The organism is Pseudarthrobacter sp. PH31-O2, from assembly GCF_030063265.1.
Classification (GTDB): Bacteria; Actinomycetota; Actinomycetes; order Actinomycetales; family Micrococcaceae; genus Arthrobacter.
In genome coordinates, this window is record NZ_JASIST010000002.1 from 252,012 (window position 1) to 278,356 (window position 26,345).

14 protein-coding genes are annotated in these 26,345 nt (G+C 67.8%); 13 read left to right on the forward strand and 1 reads right to left on the reverse strand.

Translation table 11 applies throughout. The features are described from left to right. Window positions 1-123: 123 nt before the first annotated feature. From QMG72_RS05035 to arsA, 11 genes are all read left to right on the forward strand, one after another. On the forward strand, window positions 124-6,237 hold the full coding sequence (locus QMG72_RS05035) for an Ig-like domain-containing protein (protein WP_502934650.1): 6,114 nt from the start codon (window positions 124-126) through the stop codon (window positions 6,235-6,237). A gap of 91 nt (window positions 6,238-6,328) precedes the next feature. Next, window positions 6,329-7,303: an AAA family ATPase gene (locus QMG72_RS05040; RefSeq protein ID WP_226773093.1), complete on the forward strand. Its 975-nt coding sequence runs from the start codon at window positions 6,329-6,331 to the stop codon at window positions 7,301-7,303. Window positions 7,304-7,352: 49 nt separating this feature from the next. Then, window positions 7,353-8,684 (forward strand): DUF58 domain-containing protein, encoded by a 1,332-nt coding sequence (locus tag QMG72_RS05045; protein ID WP_226773094.1) that lies wholly within the window; start codon window positions 7,353-7,355, stop codon window positions 8,682-8,684. Next, window positions 8,681-11,239 (forward strand): transglutaminase-like domain-containing protein, encoded by a 2,559-nt coding sequence (locus QMG72_RS05050; protein WP_226773095.1) that lies wholly within the window; start codon window positions 8,681-8,683, stop codon window positions 11,237-11,239. The genes QMG72_RS05045 and QMG72_RS05050 overlap by 4 nt, the downstream gene beginning before the upstream one ends. Beyond that, window positions 11,236-12,702: an RDD family protein gene (locus tag QMG72_RS05055; RefSeq protein ID WP_282468102.1), complete on the forward strand. Its 1,467-nt coding sequence runs from the start codon at window positions 11,236-11,238 to the stop codon at window positions 12,700-12,702. Before QMG72_RS05050 ends, QMG72_RS05055 begins: the two co-directional genes overlap by 4 nt. Then, a complete protein-coding gene (locus QMG72_RS05060; RefSeq protein ID WP_282468103.1) occupies window positions 12,699-13,694 on the forward strand; it encodes a PP2C family protein-serine/threonine phosphatase in 996 nt (331 codons plus the stop codon). The genes QMG72_RS05055 and QMG72_RS05060 overlap by 4 nt, the downstream gene beginning before the upstream one ends. After that, entirely contained in the window at window positions 13,681-15,393 is a 1,713-nt protein-coding gene (locus QMG72_RS05065) for an FHA domain-containing protein (protein WP_282468104.1), read from the forward strand. The genes QMG72_RS05060 and QMG72_RS05065 overlap by 14 nt, the downstream gene beginning before the upstream one ends. After that, entirely contained in the window at window positions 15,390-17,021 is a 1,632-nt protein-coding gene (locus QMG72_RS05070) for a serine/threonine-protein kinase (RefSeq protein WP_283479871.1), read from the forward strand. The genes QMG72_RS05065 and QMG72_RS05070 overlap by 4 nt, the downstream gene beginning before the upstream one ends. A gap of 29 nt (window positions 17,022-17,050) precedes the next feature. Then, the gene (locus tag QMG72_RS05075) at window positions 17,051-17,782 is read left to right on the forward strand and encodes a hypothetical protein (protein ID WP_226774649.1); all 732 of its coding nucleotides are present in this window, start codon (window positions 17,051-17,053) and stop codon (window positions 17,780-17,782) included. After that, window positions 17,779-22,224: a type VII secretion EssC family protein gene (locus tag QMG72_RS05080; protein ID WP_283479872.1), complete on the forward strand. Its 4,446-nt coding sequence runs from the start codon at window positions 17,779-17,781 to the stop codon at window positions 22,222-22,224. Before QMG72_RS05075 ends, QMG72_RS05080 begins: the two co-directional genes overlap by 4 nt. Window positions 22,225-22,477: 253 nt before the next feature. After that, the gene (gene arsA, locus QMG72_RS05085; RefSeq protein ID WP_283479873.1) at window positions 22,478-24,244 is read left to right on the forward strand and encodes an arsenical pump-driving ATPase; all 1,767 of its coding nucleotides are present in this window, start codon (window positions 22,478-22,480) and stop codon (window positions 24,242-24,244) included. 33 nt (window positions 24,245-24,277) lie between these two features. On the opposite strand, the gene QMG72_RS05090 is transcribed toward arsA, so the two are convergent. Beyond that, window positions 24,278-25,018, reverse strand: a complete 741-nt coding sequence (locus tag QMG72_RS05090; protein WP_283479874.1) for an aquaporin — start codon at window positions 25,016-25,018, stop codon at window positions 24,278-24,280. Window positions 25,019-25,063: 45 nt separating this feature from the next. Between QMG72_RS05090 and QMG72_RS05095 the strand changes: the two genes are divergently transcribed. Both QMG72_RS05095 and QMG72_RS05100 read left to right on the forward strand, forming a co-directional pair. Beyond that, complete coding sequence (locus QMG72_RS05095; protein ID WP_283479875.1) at window positions 25,064-25,735, forward strand: metalloregulator ArsR/SmtB family transcription factor; 672 nt, start codon at window positions 25,064-25,066, stop codon at window positions 25,733-25,735. Window positions 25,736-25,921: 186 nt separating this feature from the next. Then, window positions 25,922-26,344 (forward strand): arsenate reductase ArsC, encoded by a 423-nt coding sequence (locus QMG72_RS05100; protein ID WP_283479876.1) that lies wholly within the window; start codon window positions 25,922-25,924, stop codon window positions 26,342-26,344. The last annotated feature ends 1 nt before the right edge of the window (window position 26,345 follow it).

Below are 26,345 nucleotides of genomic sequence, written 5' to 3' on the forward strand. Positions count from 1 at the left end.
CGGATCATTGGGTAGGCTGTGGCGGGAAGTGCGCGGCCCTGTCTCGGGTCTGCCGGGGAACCACAACGCAATCTTGAAGGAATCTGAGCTGTGACACGTCTGCTCGCCACGCTGGAATCCAAAATGCCGGGATCCAAGAAACCCGGATCAACGAAGCCGCGATCCGGCCATCCTGGGTCCAACGCACGGCGCAAGAAGCTTATTGCTGGTGCCGCTATTGTGTCTGCTGCGGCCGTCCTGGTTGCTGCTGCCATCATTTATCCGGGGTTTAAGACCGCTGAGGTTCAGTTGAACGATGGCGGGGTGTGGGTGGTGTCGAAGTCGAAGAATGCGGTGGGTCGGTTGAATTATCCGTCCCGGGTTTTGGATGGTGCGGTGACGCCGGCGAGTTCGACTTTTGATGTGTTGCAGGATGCCGGGACTGTGTTTGTTGATGATAGTGCGGGTTCGACGTTGAATCAGGTGTCGGCGGCGCAGATGCGGTTGGGTGGGGATAAGAAGTTGCCGGGTTCGGCGGCGGTGAGTTTTGGTTCGGCGGTTATTGCGGTGACGGATCCGGCGAAGGGTACGGTGTGGGCGCTCTCGCCCTCGACGGTGAATGGTTTTGATGCTGAGGAGTCCGAGCCGGTGCTGGCTGGTTCGGCCGGGACGGTCTCTGCGGTGGGTTCCGATGACCGGATTTACAGTGCGGATCCGAAGACCGGTCAGGTGACGGTGACCTCGGTGGATGCTGAGGGCAAGGTGGAGCACTCGAGCGTCAGCGTCTGGGACGGGCTCAAGGGTGCTGGGGACCTGCAACTGAGCGTGGTGGGGGATGCGCCGGTGGTCCTGGATGCGGGGCGGGGAAAGTTGTTCCTGCCGGGCGGGCGTGAGTTGGCGTTGGAGCAGGCTCGGGATGCGAAGTTGCAGCTTTCGGGTCCGGCTGCGGACTCGGTCGCCGTTGCCACGCCGAAGGCGTTGCTGAAACAGCCGCTGGACGGGTCGACGGCGAAGACTGTCAGCTTTGGCGGGCAGGGTGTGCCGGCGGCGCCGGTGCAGCTTGCGGGGTGCATTCATGCGGCGTGGTCGGGGGCGAATAAGTATGTCCGTGAGTGTGTTAATGATGCTGATGACAAGAGCGTGGATGTGCCAAAGGCGAGTGCTTCGCCGTCGTATGTGTTCCGGGTGAACCGGGATTTGGTGGTCCTGAACGATGTGAATTCGGGCAATGTGTGGCTGGTGAACCAGAACATGCAGCTGGTCAATAACTGGGACGACGTTATCCCGCCCAAGAACCAGTCCGATGACCAGGACCAGGAGTCGGCGGACAACAACACCATCAATATCCTGCCGGACCGCACCAAACCCAACCGGCCGCCGGAAACCAAGCCGGACGCCGTCGGCGTCCGTCCGGGCCGCACCACAGTCCTGTCCGTACTCGATAACGATTCCGACCCCGACGGCGACGTCCTCACGGCCTCCGTGGGCGACAAAGGCCCCGCCTCCGGCGGCCTCGAGAACATCTACGGCGGCACAGCTTTCCAGGTCACAGTGCCGGCCGACGCGAAACCGGGCACCGAAACGTTCGGCTACAGCGCCGCAGACGGCCGCGGTCTCTCCGCCGCCGGCAGCATCACCCTCAGCGTCGTGGGCCCGGACGAGAACAGGCCGCCCTTGTTCAAACGCGGAGACCCCACCACCATGCTGGTGGAGCAGGGCAAAACCGTCAGCCAGAACATCCTCACCGACTGGACTGATCCCGACGGCGATGACCTGGTGCTGATGGACGCCAAGGCGGACAACGAACAGGACCAGGTCAAGGTCCGCCGCGACGGCCTGCTCACGTACCAGGACTCCGGCGCCGCGCCCGGTAAAAAATCCGTTACGGTGTCCATCTGGGACGGGCGCGCCACCACCACTGCCAAAGTCATCGTCAACGTCCAGCCCCCCGGCGCCCTGCAGCCGGTGGTCAACGCGGACCACGTCACCGCCGTCGTCGGCCAGGACCTCCTGATCGCGCCGCTGAAAAACGACGTCGACCCCAACGGCGGCGCCCTGCGCCTCGCCCAGGTGGAAGGCGCCGGAACCGCCCAGCTGGGACCCGTGACGGACGGTGGCACTTTCACCTTCCGCAGCGACACCCCCGGACCGGTTTACCTGACGTACATTGCCAGCAACGGCCCGCAGAGCAGCCAGGGCCTGATTCGTGTAGACGTTGAATCCGGCAAGGACTCCGGCAAGCCGGTGGCCGTCCACGACGTCGCGCTGCTGCCGGTCGGCGGCAGTGTGCTCCTGGACCCGCTGGCCAATGACTCGGATCCGTCCGGGGGAGTGCTGGTGCTGCAGTCCGTCCAGCTGCCGGAGAACACAACAGCCTCTGTCAGCGTGATCGATCACAGCATGCTGCGGATCACTGACGTTGTGGGCACCAAGGAACCCTTTACCTTCAGTTACACCATGTCCAACGGCACCAGGTCGGCCACGGGCAGCGTCGCCGTGGTCCCGGTCCCGGCCCCCGCCGTCGTCGAGGCCCCCCAGCCCAAACCGGACGAAGTGAACGTGCGGGTCAACGACGTTGTCACCATCCCGGTGCTGGCCAACGACACGCACCCGCAGGGCGAAAAGCTGAGCGTGGACCCGGTGCTCCCGCAGCCCGTCCCGTCGGCCGACGGCAAGAGTTTTATCTCCGAAAACACGCTGCGCTTCATCGCCGGCGCCGAGCCCAAGACGGTCCGCGCCATCTATAACGCCGTGGACCCGCAGGGCCAAAAGAGCGCCGCTGCCGTCACCATCCACATCCTGCCGCTCGACGGCGCCCAAAACACCCGGCCGCAGCCGAAAAACCTCACCGCCCGCGTCGTGGCGACCGGGTCCGTGCGGATCCCGGTGGAACTCGACGGGATCGACCCCGACGGCGACTCGGTCCAGCTGACCGGCATCGACAGCACCCCCGCCATGGGCACAGCCACAGCGGGCAGCAACTTCATTGACTTCACGGCAGCCGGGGACGGCGCCGGAACGGACAGTTTCCGCTACAAAGTCGTGGACCGGCAGGGAGCCATCAACACCGGCACCGTGACCGTCGGGATCGCCCCGCGCGGTGACACCAACCAAAAGCCGACCCCTGTCGATGACGAGGTCAAGGTCCGGCCCGGGCGGCAGATCGCGGTGGACGCCATGCGCAACGATACCGATCCCGACGGCGACCCCATCCGGATCGCCGGCGACGGCATCGAGGCCGCCCCGGAGCTGCAGGCGACAGTCAGCAAGCAGAGCTCCCGCATCATCCTGCTTGCACCAGGCGGGGAAGGCACCGTCAACGTGCGCTACTCGGTGGCGGACGACCGCGGCGCGACGGCCCAGGCGGCCATTTCCGTCAAGGTCGACAAGAACGTCCCGCTGCTGGCTCCGGTTGCCCGGGATGACCGGGTGACCTCTGCCCAGACGCTCGGGAAAACGGCCGTCGACGTCCCCGTCCTGAAGAACGACGAGGACCCTGACGGCGTGGGCGAGAACCTCAAGATCGCCTCTGAGGTGCCCACGGCGAAGCCCGGCACCGACGGCAACATGATCGTGGAGCTGACGGAGCAGCCGCAGCTGATCCCCTACACCGTCGAAGACGTGGACGGCCAGCAGTCCACCGCCATCATCTGGGTCCCGGGGCTGGGCCAGCAGGTACCCACCCTGGCCAAGGACGAGGTCATCGAGGTTATCGCCGGGCAGTCCGTGCCAGTGGACCTCAAGGAGTGGGTCAAGGTCCGCGAGGGCCGCACGCCGCGCCTGACCCAGACGGACCGGATCAAACTTATTGGCGCCGACGGCTCCGACCCCGTGGCCGGCAACGGCACTGCCCTGAAATACAGTGCGGGCAAGGACTATGCGGGTCCCGGTTCCCTCAGCTTCGAGGTCACCGACGGCTCCGGCCCGGACGACCCCGCCGGCCTGAAAGCAACCCTCAGCATCCGCACCAGGGTGCTGCCGGACCCCAACCGCAACAACCCGCCAGTGCTGCTGGGCAGCCAGGTGGACGTGCCCAAGGCTGACTCCGCCACGACCGACCTGGCCAAGTTGACCACCGATCCGGATGACGGCGACGTCGACACGATGAAATACGAGCTCGTCGGCAGCGTGCCGGCCGGCTTCGATGCCAGCATCGACGGCAAGACCCTAAGAGCCGCCGCCAAGGACGGCACCAATGCCGGGACCGCGGGCGCCGTCCAGGTCAAGGCCAAGGACCCCCGGGGACTCGAGGCGACGGCCACCTACCAGCTCACCGTGACCGCCTCCAACAGGCCCAAACCGGTCGCCAACGACGACGTCGAAACCAACGCCGCCGCCGGGAAGCCCGTCACCGTCAGGGTGCTCGACAACGATGCCAACCCGTTTCCGGAGACCGCGCTGAAGATTGTCTCGGCAGTGACCGAGACGGGCCAGGGCACCGCCGCCGCCACCGGCGACACTGTCACGGTGACCCCTGCCGACGGGTTCTCGGGAACCATGATCGTGGCCTACACGGTGGCGGATAAGACCGGCGAGTCCTCGCGCTACGCCACGGCCCGGATCCGGCTGACGGTCAAGGACAAGCCGCTGGCGCCGACCACGCCGCAGGCCGCGAGCGTGGGGGACAGCACTGCGTTGCTGAACTGGGCCGCGCCAGCGGACCGCGGCTCGGCCATCACCAAATACACGGTGTTTGGGGAGGGCGGCTACAGCCAGGACTGCCCGGCCAACTCCTGCACGCTGACCGGACTGACCAACAACACCAAATACCATTTCCAGGTCACGGCCACCAACGCCCTGGGCACCTCGGAGCGGTCCCCGGCATCGGCCGAGGTACGCCCCGACGTTAAGCCGGACACCCCGGCCGCGCCGGCCCTGAAGTTCGGCGACACCCAGCTCGCCGTGGCCTGGACGGCCCCCGCGTCCAAGGGCTCGCCGGTCAAGTCCTACGACCTGGAAATCTCGCCGGCGCCGGCAGGCCAGAACGCCCAGATCCAGAACCTCACCTCGGTGAGCTACCTCTGGAAGGGCCTCAAAAACGGTGTCGCCTACAAGGTCCGCGTCCTGGCCCGGAACGATGCGAAGGAGCCCTCCGAGTGGAGCGCCTATTCGGCCGCCGAGACTCCGGCAGGGGTCCCGGTGACCCCGGCGGCACCGAGCGCCAGCCAGGCCGGTTCCGTGGGGAACCAGAGCCAGCTTAAGATTTCCTGGGCGGCGCCGAACAACAACGGCGACGCGGTCTCGGCCTATACGCTGACTACCCTGAACGGCGGCGCGCCGGTATCGACCCAACAGGTCGCCGGCACCTCGCAAAACGTCACGGTGGCGAATTCGGAAGCGGATTACACCTTTACTGTTTCGGCAACCAACAAGGCCGGGACCTCCGGAGTGAGTCCGCAGTCAGCCCGGATCCGGGCCGCAGGCAAGCCCGGCACGGTCAGCAGCGGGACCGTAAAGGAGACCGGCACCAGCGGCCAGTTGGCCGTGACGTTCACGCCGCTCACGCAGGCCCAGCGCAACGGCTCCCAGGCCACGGAGATCACCTACCGCTGGTCCACCGCCAGTGGCTCCGGCCCGATCAACGCCGGCGGCGGCACCATCGGCGGCCAGCCGAACGGCCAGAACGTCACCGTCAACATCATCGCCGCCTCCACCAAAAACAATGTCGCCGGGGACGCGAACGCGATCGGTACGGGCAATCCATACGCCCCGCCGAACGCCCCCAACGTCAACGGCGGCAAGTCAGGTGCCGGGGATGGCCAGGTCCACTGGACGTGGAACAACCCCAGCACCAACGGCCGGCCCCTGGCCCGGTATGAAGTGAACCTCGACGGCGGCGGCTGGACATCCGTTGGCACGGCCAACAGGTTCGATGCTGCCGGGGGCGGCTGGGACAAGACCAGGACCCTGCAGGTGAGGGCCTTCACAGTGGCCTACGGCGGGGCGGGACAGGCATCGGCCACGTCCGGGAACGATCCCACACCGCCGCCGCCTGCCTCGCAGATCCAGGTCGATGCCTCAAGCGTCCGGACGTGCCCGGGCCAGCCGGGAAAGCCTGATTCCTTCGTCCCCGGTTCCCCCTCGAGCTGCGGTGTCGGTTGGGTGGATCGGGCCGAGGGCAAGCTCACCATCAACTGCACCAAGGACATTTACGGCAACGGCACACCCTGGTTCCGTGTGACCCAGGGCAGCCACCCAAACTGGTTCGTCAAGTCCACCACAGTGGATCTGTACGGACCCCGGCCCGGCGGCTGCTGATGCCTGCCACTGTCCCCAACGCCGCCCCCCGCGGGGCTCCCCGCCGCCGGCACCCCACGCAATTCCACCCAGAACAGAACAGGACCACCCCATGACCATGACCACCGAACAGGCCGAATGGTTTTCCGGCACCTTCGAAAAACTCGTCGCCAACGTCGGCCAGGCCGTCCTGGGCAAGGCCCACGTCATCCGGTTGACTTTTACCGCGATGCTGGCCGAGGGGCATGTCCTCTTCGAAGACGCCCCGGGGACCGGCAAAACCTCGCTTGCACGCGCCCTCGCGGCCACCGTGCAGGGCTCCAACAACCGCATCCAGTTCACCCCCGACCTGCTGCCCTCGGACGTCACAGGCGTGACCATCTATGACCAGAAGACGCAGAAGTTCGAGTTCCACAAGGGACCGATCTTCAACAACATCGTGCTGGCCGATGAAATCAACCGGGCCTCGCCCAAGACGCAGTCGGCGCTGCTTGAGGTGATGGAAGAATCCCGTGTCACGGTGGACGGCACCACCTACGAGGCGGGACGGCCGTTTATGGTGATGGCCACCCAGAACCCGATCGAACAAGCCGGCACCTACCGGCTGCCGGAGGCCCAGCTGGACCGCTTCCTGATCAAGACCTCCATCGGCTACCCGGACCACGCCTCCACGGTGCAATTGCTCGGCGGCGCCAACCTGAAGGACCGGTCCAAGGGAATGACCGCAATCATCACCACCCAGGCGATCGCGGACATGGCGGACCTCGCCGCCACCACCCACGTGGACACCGCCGTGCTGGAGTACATCTCCCGGCTCTGCGAGGAAACCCGCAACGCCCCGGAAACCCGCCTCGGCGTTTCCGTCCGCGGTGCCCTCGCCATGGTCCGTGCCGCAAAAGTCTGGGCCGCCAGCCAGGGCCGGAACTTCGTGCTCCCGGACGACGTCAAGGACCTGGCCGCCGTCGTCTGGACCCACCGCCTGGTCATGGACCCGGAAGCCGAATTCTCCGGCGCCAGCCCCGAGGCCGTCCTGGCCCGGGTACTGGGCGAAGTTGCCGCACCGCAGCAACGCGCCGCCGCGCTGTAGCGGCACCGAGTAGCGCTCCCCGTCACCCCGAACGAACAAAGGCACCCATATGTCCTCCAGCACTCCGCTGGCCCGGCTTGCTGAACGCCTGCAACGGCCCTTCCACCGGGACGGCAGGCCGACCCGGCTGCACCCGGCCTCCCTCTGGGCCGAGGCCGGGAGCACCGCTGGCCTTGCCCTGGCCCCGGCCCGCCGCAGCCTGCGGGCGCTCTGGCTGCGCTACGCGTGGCCGGTGCTCTCCCTGGTGAGCGTGCTGGGCTGGTTCGTGCTGGCTGCCGCGGCCCTGCTGTGGACCGTCGGGCAGGCCTTTGGCTGGCAGGAAGCCAAGGCGGCCGCGATCGCCGCGTTTGTCCTGTTTGTGCTTGCTGTCGGCTTCGTCCTGGGCCGCTCGTCCTACGGCGTCGTGCTGGACCTGGCCCGGAGCAGGGTGGCAGTCGGCGACAGCGCCGTCGGCAGCATCTCGGTCTCCAACACCTCCGTCCGGCCCCTGCTGCCGGCGGACCTGGAACTTCCGGTCGGTGCCGCCACCGCCGTTTTCCACTTGCCCCGGATGAAACCGCAGCAGACCCATGAGGACCTGTTCACCATCCCCACCGCGCGCCGCGCCGTGATTGTTGTGGGCCCGGTCCGGTCGGTCCGCGCCGATCCGCTGCACCTGCTGCGCCGCCAGGTGCTGTGGACGGAACCAGAGGACTTGTTTGTGCACCCGAAAACCGTGGCACTGGCCGGCTCGGCTGCCGGTTTCATCCGAGACCTCGAGGGTATGCCCACCACTGACCTTTCCAGCGCCGACGTCTCCTTCCATGCCCTGCGCGACTATGTGCCCGGCGATGACCGGAGGCACATCCACTGGAAAACCACAGCCCGCACCAACAAGCTGATGGTCCGGCAGTTCGAGGAAACCCGCCGAGCCCACCTCGCCATCTCGCTGTCCATCAACACAAACGAATACGCCTCCGAGGAGGAATTCGAGCTCGCCGTCTCAGCGGCGGCCTCGATCGGACGGCAGGCCATCCGCGAACAACGCGACCTCGACGTTTTGACCCAAAAAGGACCGCTGCGCTGCGAAACGGGCCGCAACATGCTCGATGACATGACCCGGATCGTCGGCGCACCCCAGCGCAAAACCGCCGTCGACCTGGCCCGCAGCCTGGCGGACACCGTCCCCAATGCCTCCGTTGTGTTCCTGCTCGTCGGCAGCAACGTCACCCCCACCCAGCTGCGCTCCGCCTCGGCCTCGGTGCCGCTGGGTGTCCGCAGCCTCGCGGTCCGGCTCCAGTCCGGAGCCGCGCCGGCCAGGGCCAACATCGGGGACCTGACCGTGCTGACCCTCGGAGACCTCTCAGACCTGGCCGCAGTGCTGCGGAAGGCGGCAGCATGAGCACCGCCACAACGGCCCGGCGGCGCAGCAACGCCGCCGCGCCGAAACGTTCCGGATTCGCCGGCGGCCAGCCGCTATGGCATCTCGCGCTCGACGCCGGTGCCCTCACCGTGCTGCTGGGCCTCGGCGTGCTCGGCTTCGGCCTCAGCTTCGGCGGCGACCCGTACTACCTGGTCGCGGGCTTCGGCGGCATCCTGCTGGGCCTCGCCCTGGCCGCGGCCACAGTGCACTACCGGCTCGGGCTCCTGATTACCGCCGCCCTGACACTTACTGTATACCTCGTTTTCGGCACGGCACTGGCGGTCCCGGAGGCCTCGTTCGCCGGCGTCCTGCCCACCCTCGCCTCGCTGCGCACCCTGCTGCTGGGCGTTGTGTTCGCCTGGAAGGATATGCTCACCGTCGGCGTTCCGGTCGGCACCGCCGGTGGAACGTTGATTGTGCCGTTCCTGAGCTCGCTCCTCACCGCGCTGGCCGCCGGGCTGCTGATTTGGCGGCTGAAAAGCCCGTACTGGCCGCTGTTGCCGGTGCTGGTGCTGTTCATCACGGGCATTGCGTTCAGCACAAACGCCAGTTTCCTCACGGTCGAACGCGGTATCTCACTCACGGTTGTCGCTATCGCCTGGGCCACCTTTCGCCGCGACGCGCTGCGCCGCAGCGACACCCGCAAGGTCTCCGTGAACCGGCTGGAGACGGACCCGGCCAACGCCCGCTCCGCCACCCTTCGCCGGCTGGGCACCGCCGCGGCCGTGATCGCCGTCGCCGTCGGGGTCACCGCCGTCGCGTCCCCGCTGGTCACCGCGGGCGAGGACCGCCGGGTGCTGCGCAACACAATCGTTCCGCCGTTCGACCCCAAGGACTACGTCACCCCGCTGGCGAGCTTTCGGAACTTCGTCAAGGACAAAAAGGACGACAACCTCTTTGTCGTCAAGGGCCTGCCCAAGGACGCCCGGGTCCGGCTCGCCGCCCTCGACTCCTTCAACGGCACCAACTACAACATGGATCCCAACGGCTCCGGCAGCTTCAGCAAGGTCGGCGACGCCAAGTCCATCAACACCCTGGCCGACGCCGGCGGGATCGTCCCGAGCAACAATTACGCCCTGGACATCACGATCGGGGACTACCAGGGCTACTTCTTGCCCGGCGGCCGCAAAACCACCGGGATCAGCTTTGTCCGCGACGGCTCCGGCGCGGCGTCCGGCCTGTACTTTAATGCCGGCACGGACACCGCTGTGACGACCAAGGGGCTTGCCAAGGGCGACTCCTACCGGGTCCAGGTAGCAGATCCCGCCACCCTGGAACACGGCCAGCTGACGCAGTACGACTTCGCCAAGATAGCCCTGCCGGATGCCGCCGAGGTACCGCCGGTTGTCGGGTCCCAGGCCAACGAGCTGGCGGCCGACGCCCCTACGGCCATTGACCGGGTGCGCCAGGTCGAGGCTCACTTCCAGAAGAAGGGCGCCTTCAGCAACGGCCTGATCGCCGACGGCCAGCTGCCCAGCGTCTCCGGTCACAGCGCGAACCGGATCCGGAGCCTGCTCACCGCCAAACAGATGCTCGGCGACGACGAACAGTACGCCGTCGCGATGTCCCTGATGCTCCGACACCTCGGCATCCCGTCCCGGGTAGTGATGGGGTTCTACCCGGACCCGAAAAGCCCGGAAAACGGTGCCGGCGAGGTGAAGATCACCGGCAAGGACGTTCACGCCTGGGTTGAGGTCGCCTTCGACCGTGTGGGCTGGGTGTCCTTCGACCCGACGCCGCCGAAGGACAATGTGCCGATCCCGCCGGACCCGGAAAACAAGTCCAAACCCAAGCCGCAGGTGCTGCAGCCGCCGCCCCCGCCGCAGGAACCCGCGGACCTTCCGCCGGACTCTTCACCGGATGCGCTGGACGCGGATGAGAAGAAAAACAACCCCTGGCTGTTCTGGGGACCGCTCCTGACGGCGATCGGGTTCGCGCTGATCCCGGTGGGGATCCTCGCGCTGCCGTTGCTGCTGATCGCGCTGCTGAAGTCGCGGCGCCGGAAGGCGCGCTTCAGTGACGGACCGGCTGCGCAGCGTGTCGGCGGTGGCTGGCGCGAAGTGGTGAGCCTCGCGGCCGACCTCGGCGCCGAAGTGGACAGCCGCGCGACCCGCCGGGAGTCCGCCGTTGTGCTTGCCGAGGCGTTTCCGTCCGCCCGGGGGACCACCATCCTGCTCGCCAACCGGGCCGATGCCGCAATCTTCGGCGCCGGCCAGCCCAGTGAGGACCAGGTGCGGCAGTACTGGGAAATCGTGGACGGCTCGCTGCAGGAGATGACCGGAGCGCTCGGGTTTTGGGGACGGCAGCGGGCCCGGTTCTCGCCGCGCTCCCTGCTGGCTGACGGCCGGGCGGCGCTCACCCTGCGGGGCCTCAAACCCCGCGTTCCGGGCACAAAACGCGGCCGGCAGGCAGCTCCGGCAACACCGGCAGGTACAGTGGAGTCCGGCCCGGTGCAGGCAGCCTCCGTTGCTGCTGCCGCCGACTCTGCAGCCGACGCCAGCCAGACCGCCAGGAAGAACCACAACGAGCCATGACCGACGACGTCGAACGCTGCCCGCGCTGCCAACAGCCGCTCCGGCCGGGGGCTGCCTTTTGTACCTCCTGCGGGACGCCGCTGAGCAACCGTTCCGCGCGGAACGCGCACAACTTACGGGAGCCTTCGCATGCGCACGGGATCCCCGGTAGGATCCCCGTAACGCAGGGCCCCGCCCCGGCCCGCGGACAAGGGGGAGGTCCTTCGGTGCCACACAAGCTGGAGCTGGTACCCGCGGCTGCCGGGAAACGGCTGGGTGCGGCAGTGCTGGACTGGCTGGCGCCGGTGACCATCCTGACTGTGCTGCTGGCCATCGGGCTGGCCGGTATTACCCGGAGCCAGAGCGGCGGCTTTATCGTGTACAACACCTCGTCCCTGGTGCTGTTCGGCGGCATTGGTGCAGGCCTCACCCTGATCTACACAGTGGTTCTTGCCGTGCTTGAGGGCCGTTCCGGCGTGACGGCCGGCAACAGCCTGATGGGCATCCGCAGCTCGGACGCCGATGGTTTCGCGCCGGGCGGGGGAGCGGTGTTCCTGCGTGGCCTTATCACCGGGGCCGGTCTGCTGCTCGCCGTGATCGCTGCGGCTGCCGTGGTGATTTTCCAGTGGTTTGGTGTGGCCTTGGTGGTGCTGGGGCCCCTCGTGTTCCTCGGCGCTGCCTGGGCTGTCCTGGTGGTCCTGTCCAGCTCGTGGGATCGGAACGGGAAGCTCCGCGGCTGGCACGACGCTGCCGCGAAGACCTTGGTCTTCGATGTAAAGGCCGGACGCAACCCGATCACGACCGGTGGGATCCAAGGCCCTTACAGCTTCGCGCCCCTTGACCTTCCAGCGGTCCGGCAGGTCGCTTCGCCGTTGGCCGGAGCCATGGCCGCCGCGCCGCCCGCGTCCGCCCGGCCCGCCCCGGCCGCAGCCGCGGCGCCCGCGTCCGCCCCGGCCGCAGCCGCGGCGCCCGCCGCCGGCCAATGGCAGCCGCCGGTGCTCGGGCCGCAGCCCGGGCCAGCCCATCAGCCCGGGCCAGCACCGCGGCCCGGCCCAGCACCGGAGGCCGCCGTCGCAAGCGTCCTGCCGGCCGCGCACCCCGACGAGGACCACGACCGTACCCAGGTCCGCGACACGCAGGCCCCGATCACCGTGGCGATGCTCCGGATCCGGCTTGATGACGGCCGTGAGATTGAGCTGGACCGCACGGTGCTGGTCGGCCGGAACCCCGCCGGGCACCCCGGCGAGGGGCCGGTGCAGCTTATCCCGGTCGCCGATCCCGGGCGTTCCATTTCCAAGACCCACCTCCATCTGCACGCCGGAAACGGGGGCGTCTGGGTGACAGACCGCAACTCCACCAACGGCAGCGCCGTCAGCACCCCGGACGGTACCCATGCCGTCCTCGCGGCGGGGGTACCCACCCACGTCCGCCCAGGTTCCACCGTGCACTTCGGTGACCGCTCCTTCTACCTAGGACAGGCATGATTCCCCAGCCGGCCGCCGTTCCCTCCCCAGCCACCCCAGGCACCGCCCCCGACGGGCCCCCCAGCGGTACCTCCGGACTCCGGCTGAGCTGCGGCTACGGCACGGACCGGGGCCTGCGGCGCGAGATGAACGAGGATTCCTACATCGCCGCCGATCCCGTCTTCGCCGTCGCGGACGGCATGGGCGGGCACGAGGCCGGCGAAATCGCCAGCGGCATCTGCGTCCGCACCCTTGCCCGGATCCCGCAGCTGGCGAGCGGCGGGCGTGATGCCACCGCCGGCGTTGTGCAGGAATACCTGCTGCTGGCCGACGAAAGTATCCGGGAAGCCACCGGTTCCCGCGCCGGGACCACACTTTCCGGGGTTGTGGTGGTGGAGCAGACGGGCGTGCCTTACTGGCTGGTCCTGAACATCGGTGACTCCCGGACCTACCGGCTCAGTCAGGGCCAACTAAGCCAGGTCAGCGTGGACCATTCCGAAGTCCAGGAACTTGTTGATGCCGGGCAGATCAGCCCGGCGCAGGCCGCCGTGCATCCGCGCCGGCACGTTGTCACCCGGGCCTTGGGCACCGGCGACGAAATCGAAGCCGACTACTGGCTGCTGCCGATTGAGGAAGGCGACCGCATCCTGGTCTGTTCCGACGGGCTCAATGGCGAACTCGACGACGAGCACATCGGCAGTATCCTGCGCTCCCGGGCGGACCCGCAGGCAGCCGTGGATGAGCTCATCCAGGCGGCCCTGCGCAGCGGCGGCAGGGACAACGTCACCTGCATTGTGCTGGACGCCACCGATGTCAGCAACGACGACGGCGTCGTCCGGACAGCGCCGCGCAGTGCGTCCGCAGCGGAAGACGAAGACACCCTGCCCAGGGCCGATGCGCGCGAACATGCTGTTGAGCGACAAGCTGTTGATGGACCGGCTGTTGGTGGACCGGCTGTTGGTGGACCGGCTGTTGGTGGACCGGGCAAGGACCCCAACGATGCCAAGCACTAACGCCACCGCTGCAGTGCGCTACACACCGGGCAGCTGGCTCGGGGTGGTGCGCTCGGGAACCGTGGTGCTGCTGCACCCGGACAGCACACCGGCCCTCGTTGAGTCGCTGTGGGAACTTCTGGGCACCGGACCGGAAGCGCCCGAAGTCCTCGATACCTTGTCCGCGGCCTCGGGCGGGTCACTTGCCCGGCTGCCGTGGTTTGCGATAGTGGCCGGCACCGGTTCTCTCCAGTTGTTCCTGCGCGGCGGGATCGACCTGACGGTGGAGCTGCCCGGCGGCCCGGTGGAACTGAGCGGCCGAGACGTGACCACGTGGACCGAACGGCGGTTCGAAGCTGCCGACGGATTCAGCCTGAGAATTCCCGGTGCGGAGGCCGCAGGTGCGCCCCGCGCCGCCGCGGAGCTGCGGCTGGCAGACGGGGTGGTTCTGCTCAAGGGCCTGCGGATGGACCTTCGTGCGGCTGCCCTGCCGGGTGCACTGACGGCCGCCGGGGCGGGCGCCGACGGTGCGTCGGCAGAGACCGTGCTGGCATATCCCGTCGAGGACCTGGAGCTGGAGCGGACGCTGCACGGGGAACCGGAACCGGAACCGGAACCGGAACCGGCGGCCGCAGCGCCGGCCGAACCGGAACCGGCGGCCGCTGAACCGGAACCCGAACCGGAACCGGCGGCCGCAGGCCGGGAACCCGCCGGTCCGGATCAGGATCAGGAAGCCTCCGGAGCGCAAAAGCCCGCCGCATCGGAGCCCGCCGAACAGGAGCCGACAGGCAGCTACGATCACCTTTGGGAACAAACGGTGATGCGGAATATCGAAGACGCAGCCGTCCGCGAGGACCCGGACGCCGACTCGGAACTCTCCGGTGACTTTGCCGAAACGCCCCCAGGGCCGACGCCTGAGCCGGCCGCGGCGGTGGCGGTGGCGGAACCAGCAGCCGCTCCCGCCCCTGCCCCGGATCCACCCGCGGCCCCGCACCCGGTGTCCACCGGACTGATCGATTCCGTCCCCTGGCACACCGGCGGGGCCCGTTCCTCGCCGGCTGCGCCCGCGCCGGCACCTGCGCTTGCGCCACTGCCGGCGGTCCCCCTGCCGACGGCGGCACAGCAGCACGTTCCGATGCTCCCGGCCGCCCGCACCGAAACGGACGCCGACCACGACGGCCAGACCATCATCAAGGGCGACCTCGCCGGTGCCGGCCCGCAGCCGCCCAGCACCCAGCGCGCGGCGGCGGAACAGGCTACCGGACCGATGGTGCTTGCCCGGGTCTGCCCGCAGGGCCACGCCAACCCGTCCACGTGCGCCCAGTGCGGCCGCTGCGGCCAGCCGCTGCCCGGTGACGGCGTCCAGGTCAGGCGGCCCCGCCTCGGCCAGATGCGCCTGTCCACCGGTGAGCTGATCGACCTGACCCAGTCCCTCATCGTGGGACGCCAGCCTTCGGTGTCCCGCGTCCAGGGCGCCGTGATGCCCAAGCTGATTCAAGTAGCGAGCCCCAGCGGAGACATCTCCCGCTCGCATGTGGAGGTCCGGCTAGAAGGCTGGCACGTGATGCTGTGTGATTTGAAGGCGACCAACGGCACGGTACTGGTCCGCGAAGGACAACCCCCGCGCCGGCTCGCCCAGGGCGAAATGGCAATCGTGCTGGACGGTGACATCGCCGAGGTCGGCGACGGCATCTCGCTGCGTTTTGAGGAGATCCCGTGAGCTCCAAACGGCCGGTAGCCCCGCCGCCGGTGATTCCGGGCTTCAATTACATCAGCCTGCTCGGCTCCGGCGGATTCTCCGACGTCTATCTCTACGGGCAGGAGCGGCCGCGCCGCAATGTCGCCGTCAAGGTACTGCTTTCGGACCTGAAGACCGAGGGTGCCCGCCGCCGCTTCGAATCCGAAGCAAACTTGATGGCGCAGTTGTCCTCGCACCCTTACATCGTGACGATCTTCGAAGCCGAAATCACCGACGCCGGGCATTCCTACCTCGCGATGGAGTACTGCTCGCGGCCCAGCCTGGACGTCCGCTACCGTCGGCAGCCCTTCAGCGTGGACGAGGTGCTCGCAGTCGGCATCCAGGTGGCGTCCGCCGTCGAGACCGCCCACCGGGCCGGGATAGCGCACCGCGACATCAAGCCGGCGAACATCCTCGTCACCGACTACAACCGGCCGGCCCTGACTGACTTCGGGATCTCCGGAACCCTCGCCGGCGACTCGGACGAGGACGCCGGCATGTCCATCCCGTGGTCGCCGCCCGAGCAGTTCACCGTCCACCATGTCGACGGGGTCCTGGTGGACGTCTGGGCGCTCGGCGCCACGCTGTACACCCTGCTGGCCGGCCGGTCCCCGTTTGTGCTGCCGGGGGCGGACAACTCCCAGCGGGAGCTGATCTCACGGATCACCAACTTGCCGGTGCCCAAGCTGGGCCGCGCCGATGTCCCGGAATCCCTGGAACTGGCGCTCGCGACGGCGATGGCCAAGGCCGCACCATCCCGATACTCCTCGGCGCACGCTTTCGCACTGGCCCTGCAGCGGATCCAGGCCGAGCTGAACCTCTCCGTGACACCGTTCGAGGTCCTGGAGGAACCGCGCGCGGAGGAAAACCATCCGGACGACGGCTTCGAAGAAACCAGGGTCCGCAGCGTCGCCGCGATCGACCCGGACGCCACCGGCAACACACCGACCTTCCCGGCCCGGTTCGGCGGCGCTGACACCAGTTCCACAGTGGACAACGCAACAACGTTCAACAACGCAACCATCCACCGCCCGCCGGCGCTGCCGGCCTTCGAGGCCCCCGTAACCGGAGCCGCCGAAGGAGCTGCGGCCCCCGAAGATGACCTTGCGGCCACGGTCAACCGCTCCAGCACGGCCCCCGCGGCCAGCCCAAACGACGGCGCGGAGGCCCACCCGGCCGGCCACGGCCGACGCACGCTGCTGCTCTCGATTGTCGGCGGCACCGTCCTGGTGGCCGCCGCCGTGCTCGGAATAGTTGCGTCAACCACCGGGTCCGAGCCGGCTCCGAAAGCCACCGACCAGGTCAGCAAACCGCCCGCCGACGCCCTGGACAACGGCACAGTGCCCGACGTCACCGCGCTGGCCGGGGTGGCCGGGGCGGCCGGGAAGGTCAGCTTCACCTGGACCAACCCGCAGCCGAAACCCGGCGACAGCTACAAGTGGCGGGTCCACACTCTCAAGGGTGACGGGGACTACCAGTCGTCCGCCGGGCCGGCCGCTGAAATTGCCGCGAATCCGGCCGAACCCAGCTGCATTCAGGTGATGATCGTCCGCACCGACGGGGCGTCTTCGCCGCTGGGTCCGGATTCGATCGCCTGCGTCGGCAAATAGCAGCAACAATGTCCAGAAAGGCATGGCATATGGGGGATCTGGCGATAGATTTCTGCGGCGAGTGGCATGAGCCCGCGGACGATGACATCTTCAGCATCGGCCGCGAAGGCGACCTTGAGGTGGATGACAATCCGTACCTGCACCGGCAGTTCCTGCAGATCGCCCGCTACGACGGCATCTGGTGGCTGAACAATGTCGGCAGCAGGCTCTCGGCCACCATCGCTGACGCCTCCGGCGGGATGCAGGCCTGGCTCTCGCCGGGCGCACGGATTCCACTGGTCTTTAGCCTGACCAACGTCATCTTCACCGCAGGCCCCACCACCTACGAGTTTGCCGTCCACCTGCGGACTCCTGCGTTTCGGCAGGAATCCCGCGACGCGGACAGCAGCGGAGACACCACTATCGGCCCGGTGCTTTTTACCGACTCGCAGAAGGCCCTGATCGTGGCCCTCGCCGAACCCATGCTGCGCCGCGACGGGACCGGCTTCAGCGCCATCCCGTCCTCGGCAGAGGCCGCCAGGTCGCTGGGCTGGGCCCTGACCCGGTTCAACAGAAAGCTGGACAATGTGTGCGACAAGCTCGACAAAGCGGGGGTCGCCGGCCTGCGTGGAGGCGGCGGAAAACTTGCGAGCAACCGCCGCGCACGGCTCGTTGAACATGCCATCACCTCACACCTGGTGACGGCGGCGGACCTGCACCTGCTGGGCGGGCCCGGCCTGGGCCAGCCCGCTCATGACCTGAACGGAGTTGAGGAAGCGTGAGAATCCGACTGACGCTGCGCCGCGACCCGGCCGAAGCGAAAGACCTTGCCGTCACCGTTGACGGGCTAGCCACCGTGGCTGACATCGCCACCCAGCTTTGGGCGGCCGACCCCTCCCGGCGGGGCACTGCGCCGCCGCCAAACCTGTCCTTGAGCATCGAGGAAGCCTTCGCCGCCGGCGGCATGAAGGGCAGCGTCCTGGACCGCGGGGACAACCTGCTCGAATCCGGGCTGCGGCCGGGCTCCATTGTCTCGCTCGCCCGGCTCAGCGAGCAGTTCGGGACGCCCGGGGCGAGCCGCGGTCCGGCGGCGGCAACGCTGCGTGTGCTCTCCGGACCCGACGTCGGACGCGAATTCTCGCTGCCCTCGGGCACCAGCTACCTCGGCCGCGGCCGCGACGCCGACGTCCGGCTCACGGACCCCCTGACTTCCAAGCGGCACGCCCGCATCACTGTCGGCGAGACAGTCGAGATCGTGGACACAAATTCGGCCAACGGGCTGTTGATGGACGGGCTGCCGGTCACCCGCGCGACGCTTAACTCCTCGGACACGGTGGCCCTGGGCGACACAACCGTCTCCGTGGTCTCCCTTGGCACCGGGCACAGCTCCGCGCCAAGCTCCCCGTTGATCGACTTCAACCGCTCCCCGCGGGTGGTGCCGCGCTTCGAACTGCAAAAACGGATGCTCCCGGCCGGACCCAAGCGCCAGGAGCACCACGCCTTCCCGTACATCATGCTGCTGGCGCCGCTGATGATGGGCGGAATCCTGTTTGCCGTCACCCAAAATGTGCTCTCGGTGGTGTTTATGCTGATGATGCCGTTGTTCATCGTGGGCCATTACGTAGACCAGAAGCTGCAGGCCAAACGGGAACGGAAGGAACAGCTAAAGCAGTTCCGCGAGTCGATGGCGGCGTTCCGGGCCGAAACTACGCGGCTGCAGAACGTGGAACGCTCCGTCCGGCTGCAGGAAACACCCTCGGTCAGTGACACCGTGGACTCGATCTACAAGCTCGGCCCGCTGCTCTGGACCCACCGGCCCGAGCACACCGGATTCCTGGGACTTCGCTTCGGCCTGGGCACCGCGCCCTCAAGGATCCAGTTCGAAGAGCCCAACAGCAGCGATACCGAAGCCGAGTACATGGCCGAAATCCAGCAGTGCCTGGCACAGTTCCGGGACATCGAAGGTGTGCCGATCGTCTCGCAGTTGCGCTCCGCCGGCTCCTTCGGCCTCGCCGGTCCCCGCGGCCTGGTCGACGATGTTGCCCGCGGGATGGTCTTGCAGCTCGCGGGCCTGCATTCGCCAGCGGAAGTGGTGCTGGCCGCCATCACCTCGGCGCAATCCAAGGAACGCTGGGAGTGGCTGCAGTGGCTCCCGCACGTCGGCTCCGGCCACAGCCCGCTCAGCGGCGACCATCTTGCCGCCGGCCCGGGGGGCGGCTCGGCCCTGCTGTCAAGGCTGGAAGACCTGATCGACCAGCGCGAGGCAGCATCCCAGACGCCCCGCCCCGTCCTGCGGCCCGGCGTCGACCCGCTCAGCACCGACCTTGCCGGGCCGCTGCTGCCCGCCGTGCTGGTGGTCGTCGAGGACGACGCCCCGGTGGACCGCGGCAGGCTCACCCGGATGCTCGAACGCGGCCCCGACTCGGGGGTACACGTGATGTGGGTGGCTTCGTCGGTGCAGCAACTGCCGGCCGCGTGCCGGGACTTTATGGCCATCGACGGCGAGCACGGAACCACCACCGGCCAGGTCCGGCTCGGCCGGCACACCTTCCCGGTGAGCTGCGAAAGCCTCGATGCCGGCCTGGCAGCCCAACTGGCGCGGATGCTCACCCCCGTTGTGGACGTCGGCAAGCCGCTCGAGGACGAATCCGACCTGCCCCGGGCAGTTTCCTACGCCACCTTGATCGGCAAGGATTTCCTGGACAACCCGGCCGTCGTGGCCGAACGCTGGACCGAGAACAACTCCGTCCGGGCCTCCGCGGTGCCCAACCGCAAGGACAACGGCACGCTCCGGGCACTGGTCGGCTCCAAAGGCATCGAACCGCTCTACCTCGACCTCAAAAACGAGGGACCGCACGCACTTGTTGGCGGCACCACCGGCGCCGGAAAATCCGAGTTCCTGCAGTCCTGGGTGATGGGAATGGCCGCAGCGTACAGCCCGGACCGGGTAAGTTTCCTTTTCGTTGACTACAAGGGCGGCGCCGCGTTCGCGGACTGCCTGCAGCTGCCGCACACCGTGGGCTTGGTCACCGACCTGTCCCAGCACCTTGTCCGCCGTGCCTTGACCTCCCTGCGGGCCGAACTGCACTACCGCGAACGGCTGTTGAACCGGAAAAAGGCCAAGGACCTGCTGGAGCTCCAGCGCGAAGCGGACCCGGACGCGCCGCCGTACCTGATCATCATTGTGGACGAGTTCGCGGCGTTGGCCACCGAAGTCCCGGAGTTTGTCGACGGCGTGGTGGACGTCGCCGCCCGCGGCCGCTCCCTGGGCCTGCACCTGATCCTGGCCACCCAGCGCCCGGCCGGGGTGATCAAGGAAAGCCTGCGCGCCAACACCAACCTGCGGGTGGCGCTGCGGATGGCCGATGAGGATGACGCGATCGACATCCTCGGCGTGCCGACGGCTGCGTACTTCGACCCCTCCATTCCCGGACGCGGCGCCGCCAAGACCGGTCCCGGCCGGATCCAGGGCTTCCAGACCGGTTACGCCGGCGGCTGGACCACCGAGAAGCCGCAGCGGCCGCAGATCGAGATCGTCGAGATGGCCTTCGGCTCAGGTCCGGCCTGGGCCGCGCCGGTACCCGAGAACCCGGTGCAGGAAGAAGCGGCGGGCCTGAACGACATCGCCAGGATGACGGCGAACATCATCAAAGCCGCCGACGTACTCTCCATCGAGCCTCCCCGCAAACCCTGGCTCGACGAACTCGCCACGACCTATGACTTCTCCCGGCTGCCCAACCCCCGCACTGACGAACGGCTGCTCTTGGGCGTCGCGGACGACCCGGCGCACCAGGACCAGCCCACGGTGTTCTACGAGCCGGACCGGGACGGCAACATGGCCATCTACGGCACCGGCGGATCCGGCAAGTCCGCTGCCCTGCGCGGCATCGCGATCGCCGCCGCTGTCACCCCGCGCGGCGGCCCGGTAAACATCTATGGCATCGATTGCGGCTCCTCGGGGCTGAAGATGCTCGACGGACTGCCGCACGTCGGCGAAATCATCAACGGCGACGACGTCGAGCGGGTCGGCCGGCTGCTGCGCTGGCTCCGGGACCTGGCCGACGACCGGGCGGCCCGCTACTCGGAGGTCCGGGCGTCGACCATCGTGGAGTACCGGACCCTGGCGGAGCAGCCGGCGGAAAAGCGGATCTTTGTGCTGGTGGACGGTATGTCCGCCTTCCGGGAAGCCTACGAATACAGCAAGCTCTCCGCGTTATGGGACATCTTCCTGCAGCTCGCCACCGACGGCCGTCCGCTCGGCATCCACCTTGTCATCAGCGGGGACCGGCCCAACTCGGTGCCGGCGTCGCTGCTGGCCTCGATCCAGCGCCGGCTGGTGCTGCGGCTGTCCTCCGAGGACGACTACCTCTCGATGGATGTGCCCAAGGACGTCCTGGGCCAGGCCTCGCCTCCGGGGCGCGGCCTGCTGGGCAACCTCGAAGTGCAGCTCGCCGTGCTTGGCGGCAACTCCAACCTGGCCGTGCAGGCCCGCGAGGTCAACAAACTCAGCCAGGCCATGCTGCGCCAAGGCGTCGAACCGGCCCCGCAGATTGAACGCCTGCCGGACCACATCGACCTCGACATCCTGCCCGCCGGCAGCCCTGACCTGCCGGTCATCGGCGTCGACGACGAAACGCTCCAGCCCGCCGAGATCCTGGCCAAGGGCCCGCTGCTCCTCGCCGGCCCTCCCGGTGCCGGCCGCACCGTGGCACTGGTGACCCTTGCCTACGCGCTGCGCCGGTCAAACCCCGGCGTCGAGCTCTTCTACATCGGTTCCCGCCGCTCGGCGGCAGCGTCCCTGAAGCTCTGGGACCGTTCCGTGGTGGGCGCCGACGACGTCGAGGAGGCACTTGACGAACTGGTGGACTACTCCACCGGCACCCCGGGCAAGCTCGCAATCTTCATCGAGGGGCTGACCGACTTCACCGACACAGGGGCGGAATCCGGGATCGAACGGCTCGTCACGGCCTCGATCAAGGCCGAACAGTGGGTGGTGGGCGAGTCCGAAACCTCCACCTGGTCCTCGGCCTGGTCCCTCGCGCAACCGTTCAAGTCCGGCCGCCGTGGCCTGCTGCTGAACCCGGGCGACATCGACGGCGACAGCCTGCTCAGCACCTCGCTTGGCCGGATCAGCACTGACTTCGTCCCCGGCCGCGGCTACATCGTGGGCCGCGGCAAGGTCCGCAAACTCCAGCTCGCGCTGCCGCCGGAGAACCGGAACTAGGCCGCTGCCAGCGGCGCGCCGGCCCTGCTTTAGGTTATCGATGATTGTCGATACGCTAGGGGGAGTTGCCGTCTAGGGAGGACCACATGCCTGCTATCCGAACCTGCGAATCCGCCCCCTGTTGCGGCCCGGGTGCCTGCGGCCCTGGTGCCTGCGGCCCTGGTGCCTGCGGCCCGGTGCCGCATCTCCGGGGCCCGGGCGCCGGCATTGCGCGCCACAACCTGGCCAGCGAACCCACGGGGGAGTTGCCGGCGTGAAGTTTCTTGAGAACACGCCCCGTTTTTTGTTCTTTACCGGCAAGGGCGGCGTGGGCAAGACCTCCGTAGCATGCGCAACAGCGCTCACCCTGGCCAGGGCCGGCAAGGCAGTCATGCTGGTCAGCACCGACCCCGCCTCCAATGTTGGCCAGGTCTTCGGCATAAGAATCGGGAACAGTGTCACTCCCATCCCGGCCGTGCCGGGACTCTCCGCCTTGGAAATTGACCCGGAGCAGGCGGCCGAGGCCTACCGCGAGCGGATCATTGCCCCCGTCCGCGGCCTCCTTCCCGAGACCGAACTGGCCGGCATCGCCGAGAGCCTGTCCGGTTCCTGCACCACGGAGATTGCCTCCTTCGATGAGTTCACCAGCCTGCTCGCCGACGACACCGCCTACGGGGACTACGACCACATCATTTTCGATACCGCCCCGACAGGTCACACGATCCGGCTGCTGCAGCTGCCCGGTTCGTGGACCGATTTCCTGGCCGCCGGCAAGGGAGACCCCTCTTGCCTGGGCCCCCTGTCCGGGCTGGAGAAGCACAAGCAGGTCTACGCCAAGGCGGTCCAGGCACTCACGGACCCGGCCCGGACCCGGCTTGTCCTGGTCAGCCGGGCGCAGACCTCGTCGCTGACCGAGATCGAGCGGACCTATCGGGAACTGAACCAGATCGGAATCGGGGGAGGTTACGTCGTTGTCAACGGCGTCCTGCCGCCTGCCGCCGGTGCGGAGCAGCTCGCACAGGCCCTGCGCACCCGGGAAGCCGCTGCCCTCGCTGCCATTCCCGAGGCGGTCGCCGGCCTGCCACGCGATGTCCTGGATCTGAAGCCGGGGAACATGGTCGGCATTGCGGCGCTTGAATCCCTGTTCGCGCCCACTTCCGGCGCCGCGATCACTGGTGATGCCGCGCTGCTCCCCGAGATTGCGGACGCCCCGCTGGCTGCCCTGGTGGACGACGTCGAGCTCGACGGCCACGGCCTCGTGATGTGCATGGGCAAGGGCGGCGTCGGGAAGACCACCGTCGCTGCGGCCATTGCGGTTGCCCTGGCCAGGCGCGGGCATGCGGTCCACCTCACCACGACCGATCCGGCAGCGCACCTGACCGAAACCCTCCATGGCTCCATTCCGGGCCTGACGGTTTCGCGCATCGATCCGGAGGCAGCCATCCAGGAGTACCGCGAACACGTGATGGCGACCAAGGGCAGGAGCCTGGACGATGACGGACGCGCGGCCCTGGCCGAGGACCTGATGTCCCCGTGCACGGACGAAGTTGCGGTGTTCCGGCAGTTCTCCAGGGTGGTCCAGGAGTCCCGCCGGCACTTTGTGGTGATCGACACGGCACCGACCGGCCACACCCTGCTGCTGCTGGACGCCACCGGTTCGTACCACCGGGAGATCGCCCGCCAGGTTGGCGACACCATGGGATTCGTAACACCGCTTATGCGGCTGCAGGACCCGGCCCAGACCAAGGTTGTCCTCGTTACGCTGGCCGAAACCACACCGGTCCTGGAAGCCGAAGAGCTGCAGAAAGACCTGGAAAGGGCGGGAATCCACCCGTGGGCCTGGGTCATCAACAACTCGATCGCCGCAGCACACCCGCAGACGCCGTTCCTGCGGGCCCGCGCCGCGAGCGAAATCGAACAGATCACGAAGGTGCACACCCTGACGGACCGGTTCGCCCTCATTCCGTTGCTGCCCGAAGAACCCATTGGTGAAGAGAAGTTGTCGGCCCTGACCGCCCTCAGCTCCCCACCCGCCGTGTAGCGGGGGCGATGCCCCGCCCGGAGCCGGCGAAGGCTAGGAACTGGTCGGTTCGGAACTGTGGGGGAGGACGACGGCGTCCGCGGTGCAGGCTGCGGAAGGGAACAGGACCAGGATCAGGCCAAGGCCGACTGCCGCGCCGACAAGCTGCGCCAGGACAAATCCCGGAACGGATGCCGGGGCGATTCCGGCGAAGGTGTCACTGAAGACGCGGCCGGCGGTCACTGCCGGGTTCGCGAACGACGTCGAGGACGTGAACCAGTACGCGGCGCCGATGTAGGCGCCCACGGCCGGCGCGGCGAGGACCCCGCGTTTGGTGGCTGCGAGGGCGAAGATCAGCAGGATGAGACCGGCGGTAGCTACGACCTCACCCAGCAGATGCCCCGGGGTTGCGCGCTCCTTGGCGGAGATGGACGTGCCCACCTCAAACATGGCGTTAGCGACCACACTGCCACCGACCGCGCCCAGGACCTGGGCAAAGACGTAGGTGCCAAGCTCCGGCAGGCTCAGCCCGGTACCGCTGCGCCGGCCCAGGATCCAGTCGGCAAGGGAGACCACGGGATTAAAATGTGCGCCGCTCACGGGCCCGAGCATCAGAATCAGCACCGTCAGGCCCAACACCGTCGCTGTGCTGTTCTGCAGCAGCTGCAGGCCAACGTCGTTGGGGGAGAGCTGCTGCGCGGCGATGCCGGAGCCGACCACTATGGCTACGAGCAAACTGGTGCCGAGGAATTCGGCCACGGCACGGCGCCACAGCGGCGGCTGGTTGAAAGTCATGGCAACAGCTTGACCCAAAGAATTAACTCAGTCAAAATTGAACCAATGAATATTGAGACAGTAGGCTTTAGGGCCCGGGTGGCCAAGCATGCGGCCCTGGCCGATCCTGCGCGGCTGCGCATCGTGGATCTGCTGACCCTGGGCGACTTTTCCCCGACGGAGCTGCAGGCAGAATTGGGAATGCCGTCAAATCTGCTCTCCCACCACCTGCGCGCGCTGGAAGAGGCCGGGCTGGCCGCCCGCCGCCGCTCCGAAGCCGACGGGCGGCGCAGCTATATACGGCTTGCAGCCGGAGCCCTGGCGGGCCTGGTGCCGGGAGCCGGGCACGGGGCACGCCGCGTTGTATTCGTCTGCACACGAAACAGTGCCAGGTCCCAGCTGGCCGCCGCCCTCTGGCAGCATGCCAGCGAAATTCCCTCGACGTCGGCGGGGACACACCCCGCGGACCGCATCGCACAAGGCGCTATCGACGTCGCCAGCCGGCACGGCGTGGACCTGGCAGACTGTCGTCCACGCAGCCTGCAGCAGGTGGCGGGAGAAGGTGACTTGCTGGTGACCGTGTGCGACAACGCCCATGAGGAACTGACCGGCCTGGGTGGTGTGCACTGGTCGGTGCCGGACCCGCTTCGCCTGGGCACCGAGGATGCCTTCGAGAAGGCTTTCGATGACATCGCCCACCGGGTCAATGGCCTCGCGCCGCGCGTGCTCGCAGCCTGACCGGGCCGCGACACCAGGCGGGACGGCCAAGCCTACATAAGCTAGAAATTGACATTCATCAATCTAAAGTCCACTACTTTCTACATCGATTCTTATCAATTTTCCGCCGAGCGCCACACTTGCCGGGCGCAGGACCTCAAACGGACCGCGAAGCACCCGTCCCACAGCTGATTCCAGGAGAAACCCGTGAGCTACGAAACCGCCAAAAAGCCTTCCGTTCTGTTCGTCTGCGTCCACAATGCCGGCCGCTCCCAGATGGCCGCAGCCTTCCTTAGCACGCTCTCCAAGGGCGCCATTGAGGTCCGCTCCGCCGGCTCCCAGCCCGCCGACAAGGTCAACCCGGCCGCCGTCGAGGCGATGGCCGAACTCGGCATCGACATGTCCGCCGAGATCCCCAAGGTCCTCACCACCGAGGCTGTGCAGGAATCCGACGTTGTGATCACCATGGGCTGCGGCGATACCTGCCCGATCTTCCCGGGCAAACGCTACGAGGACTGGGAACTCGAAGACCCGGCCGGCCAGGGCGTGGACTCGGTCCGTCCCATCCGTGACGACATTAAGGCCCGCATCGAGGCCCTCATCGCCTCCCTCACCCCCGCCGCCAAGTAGG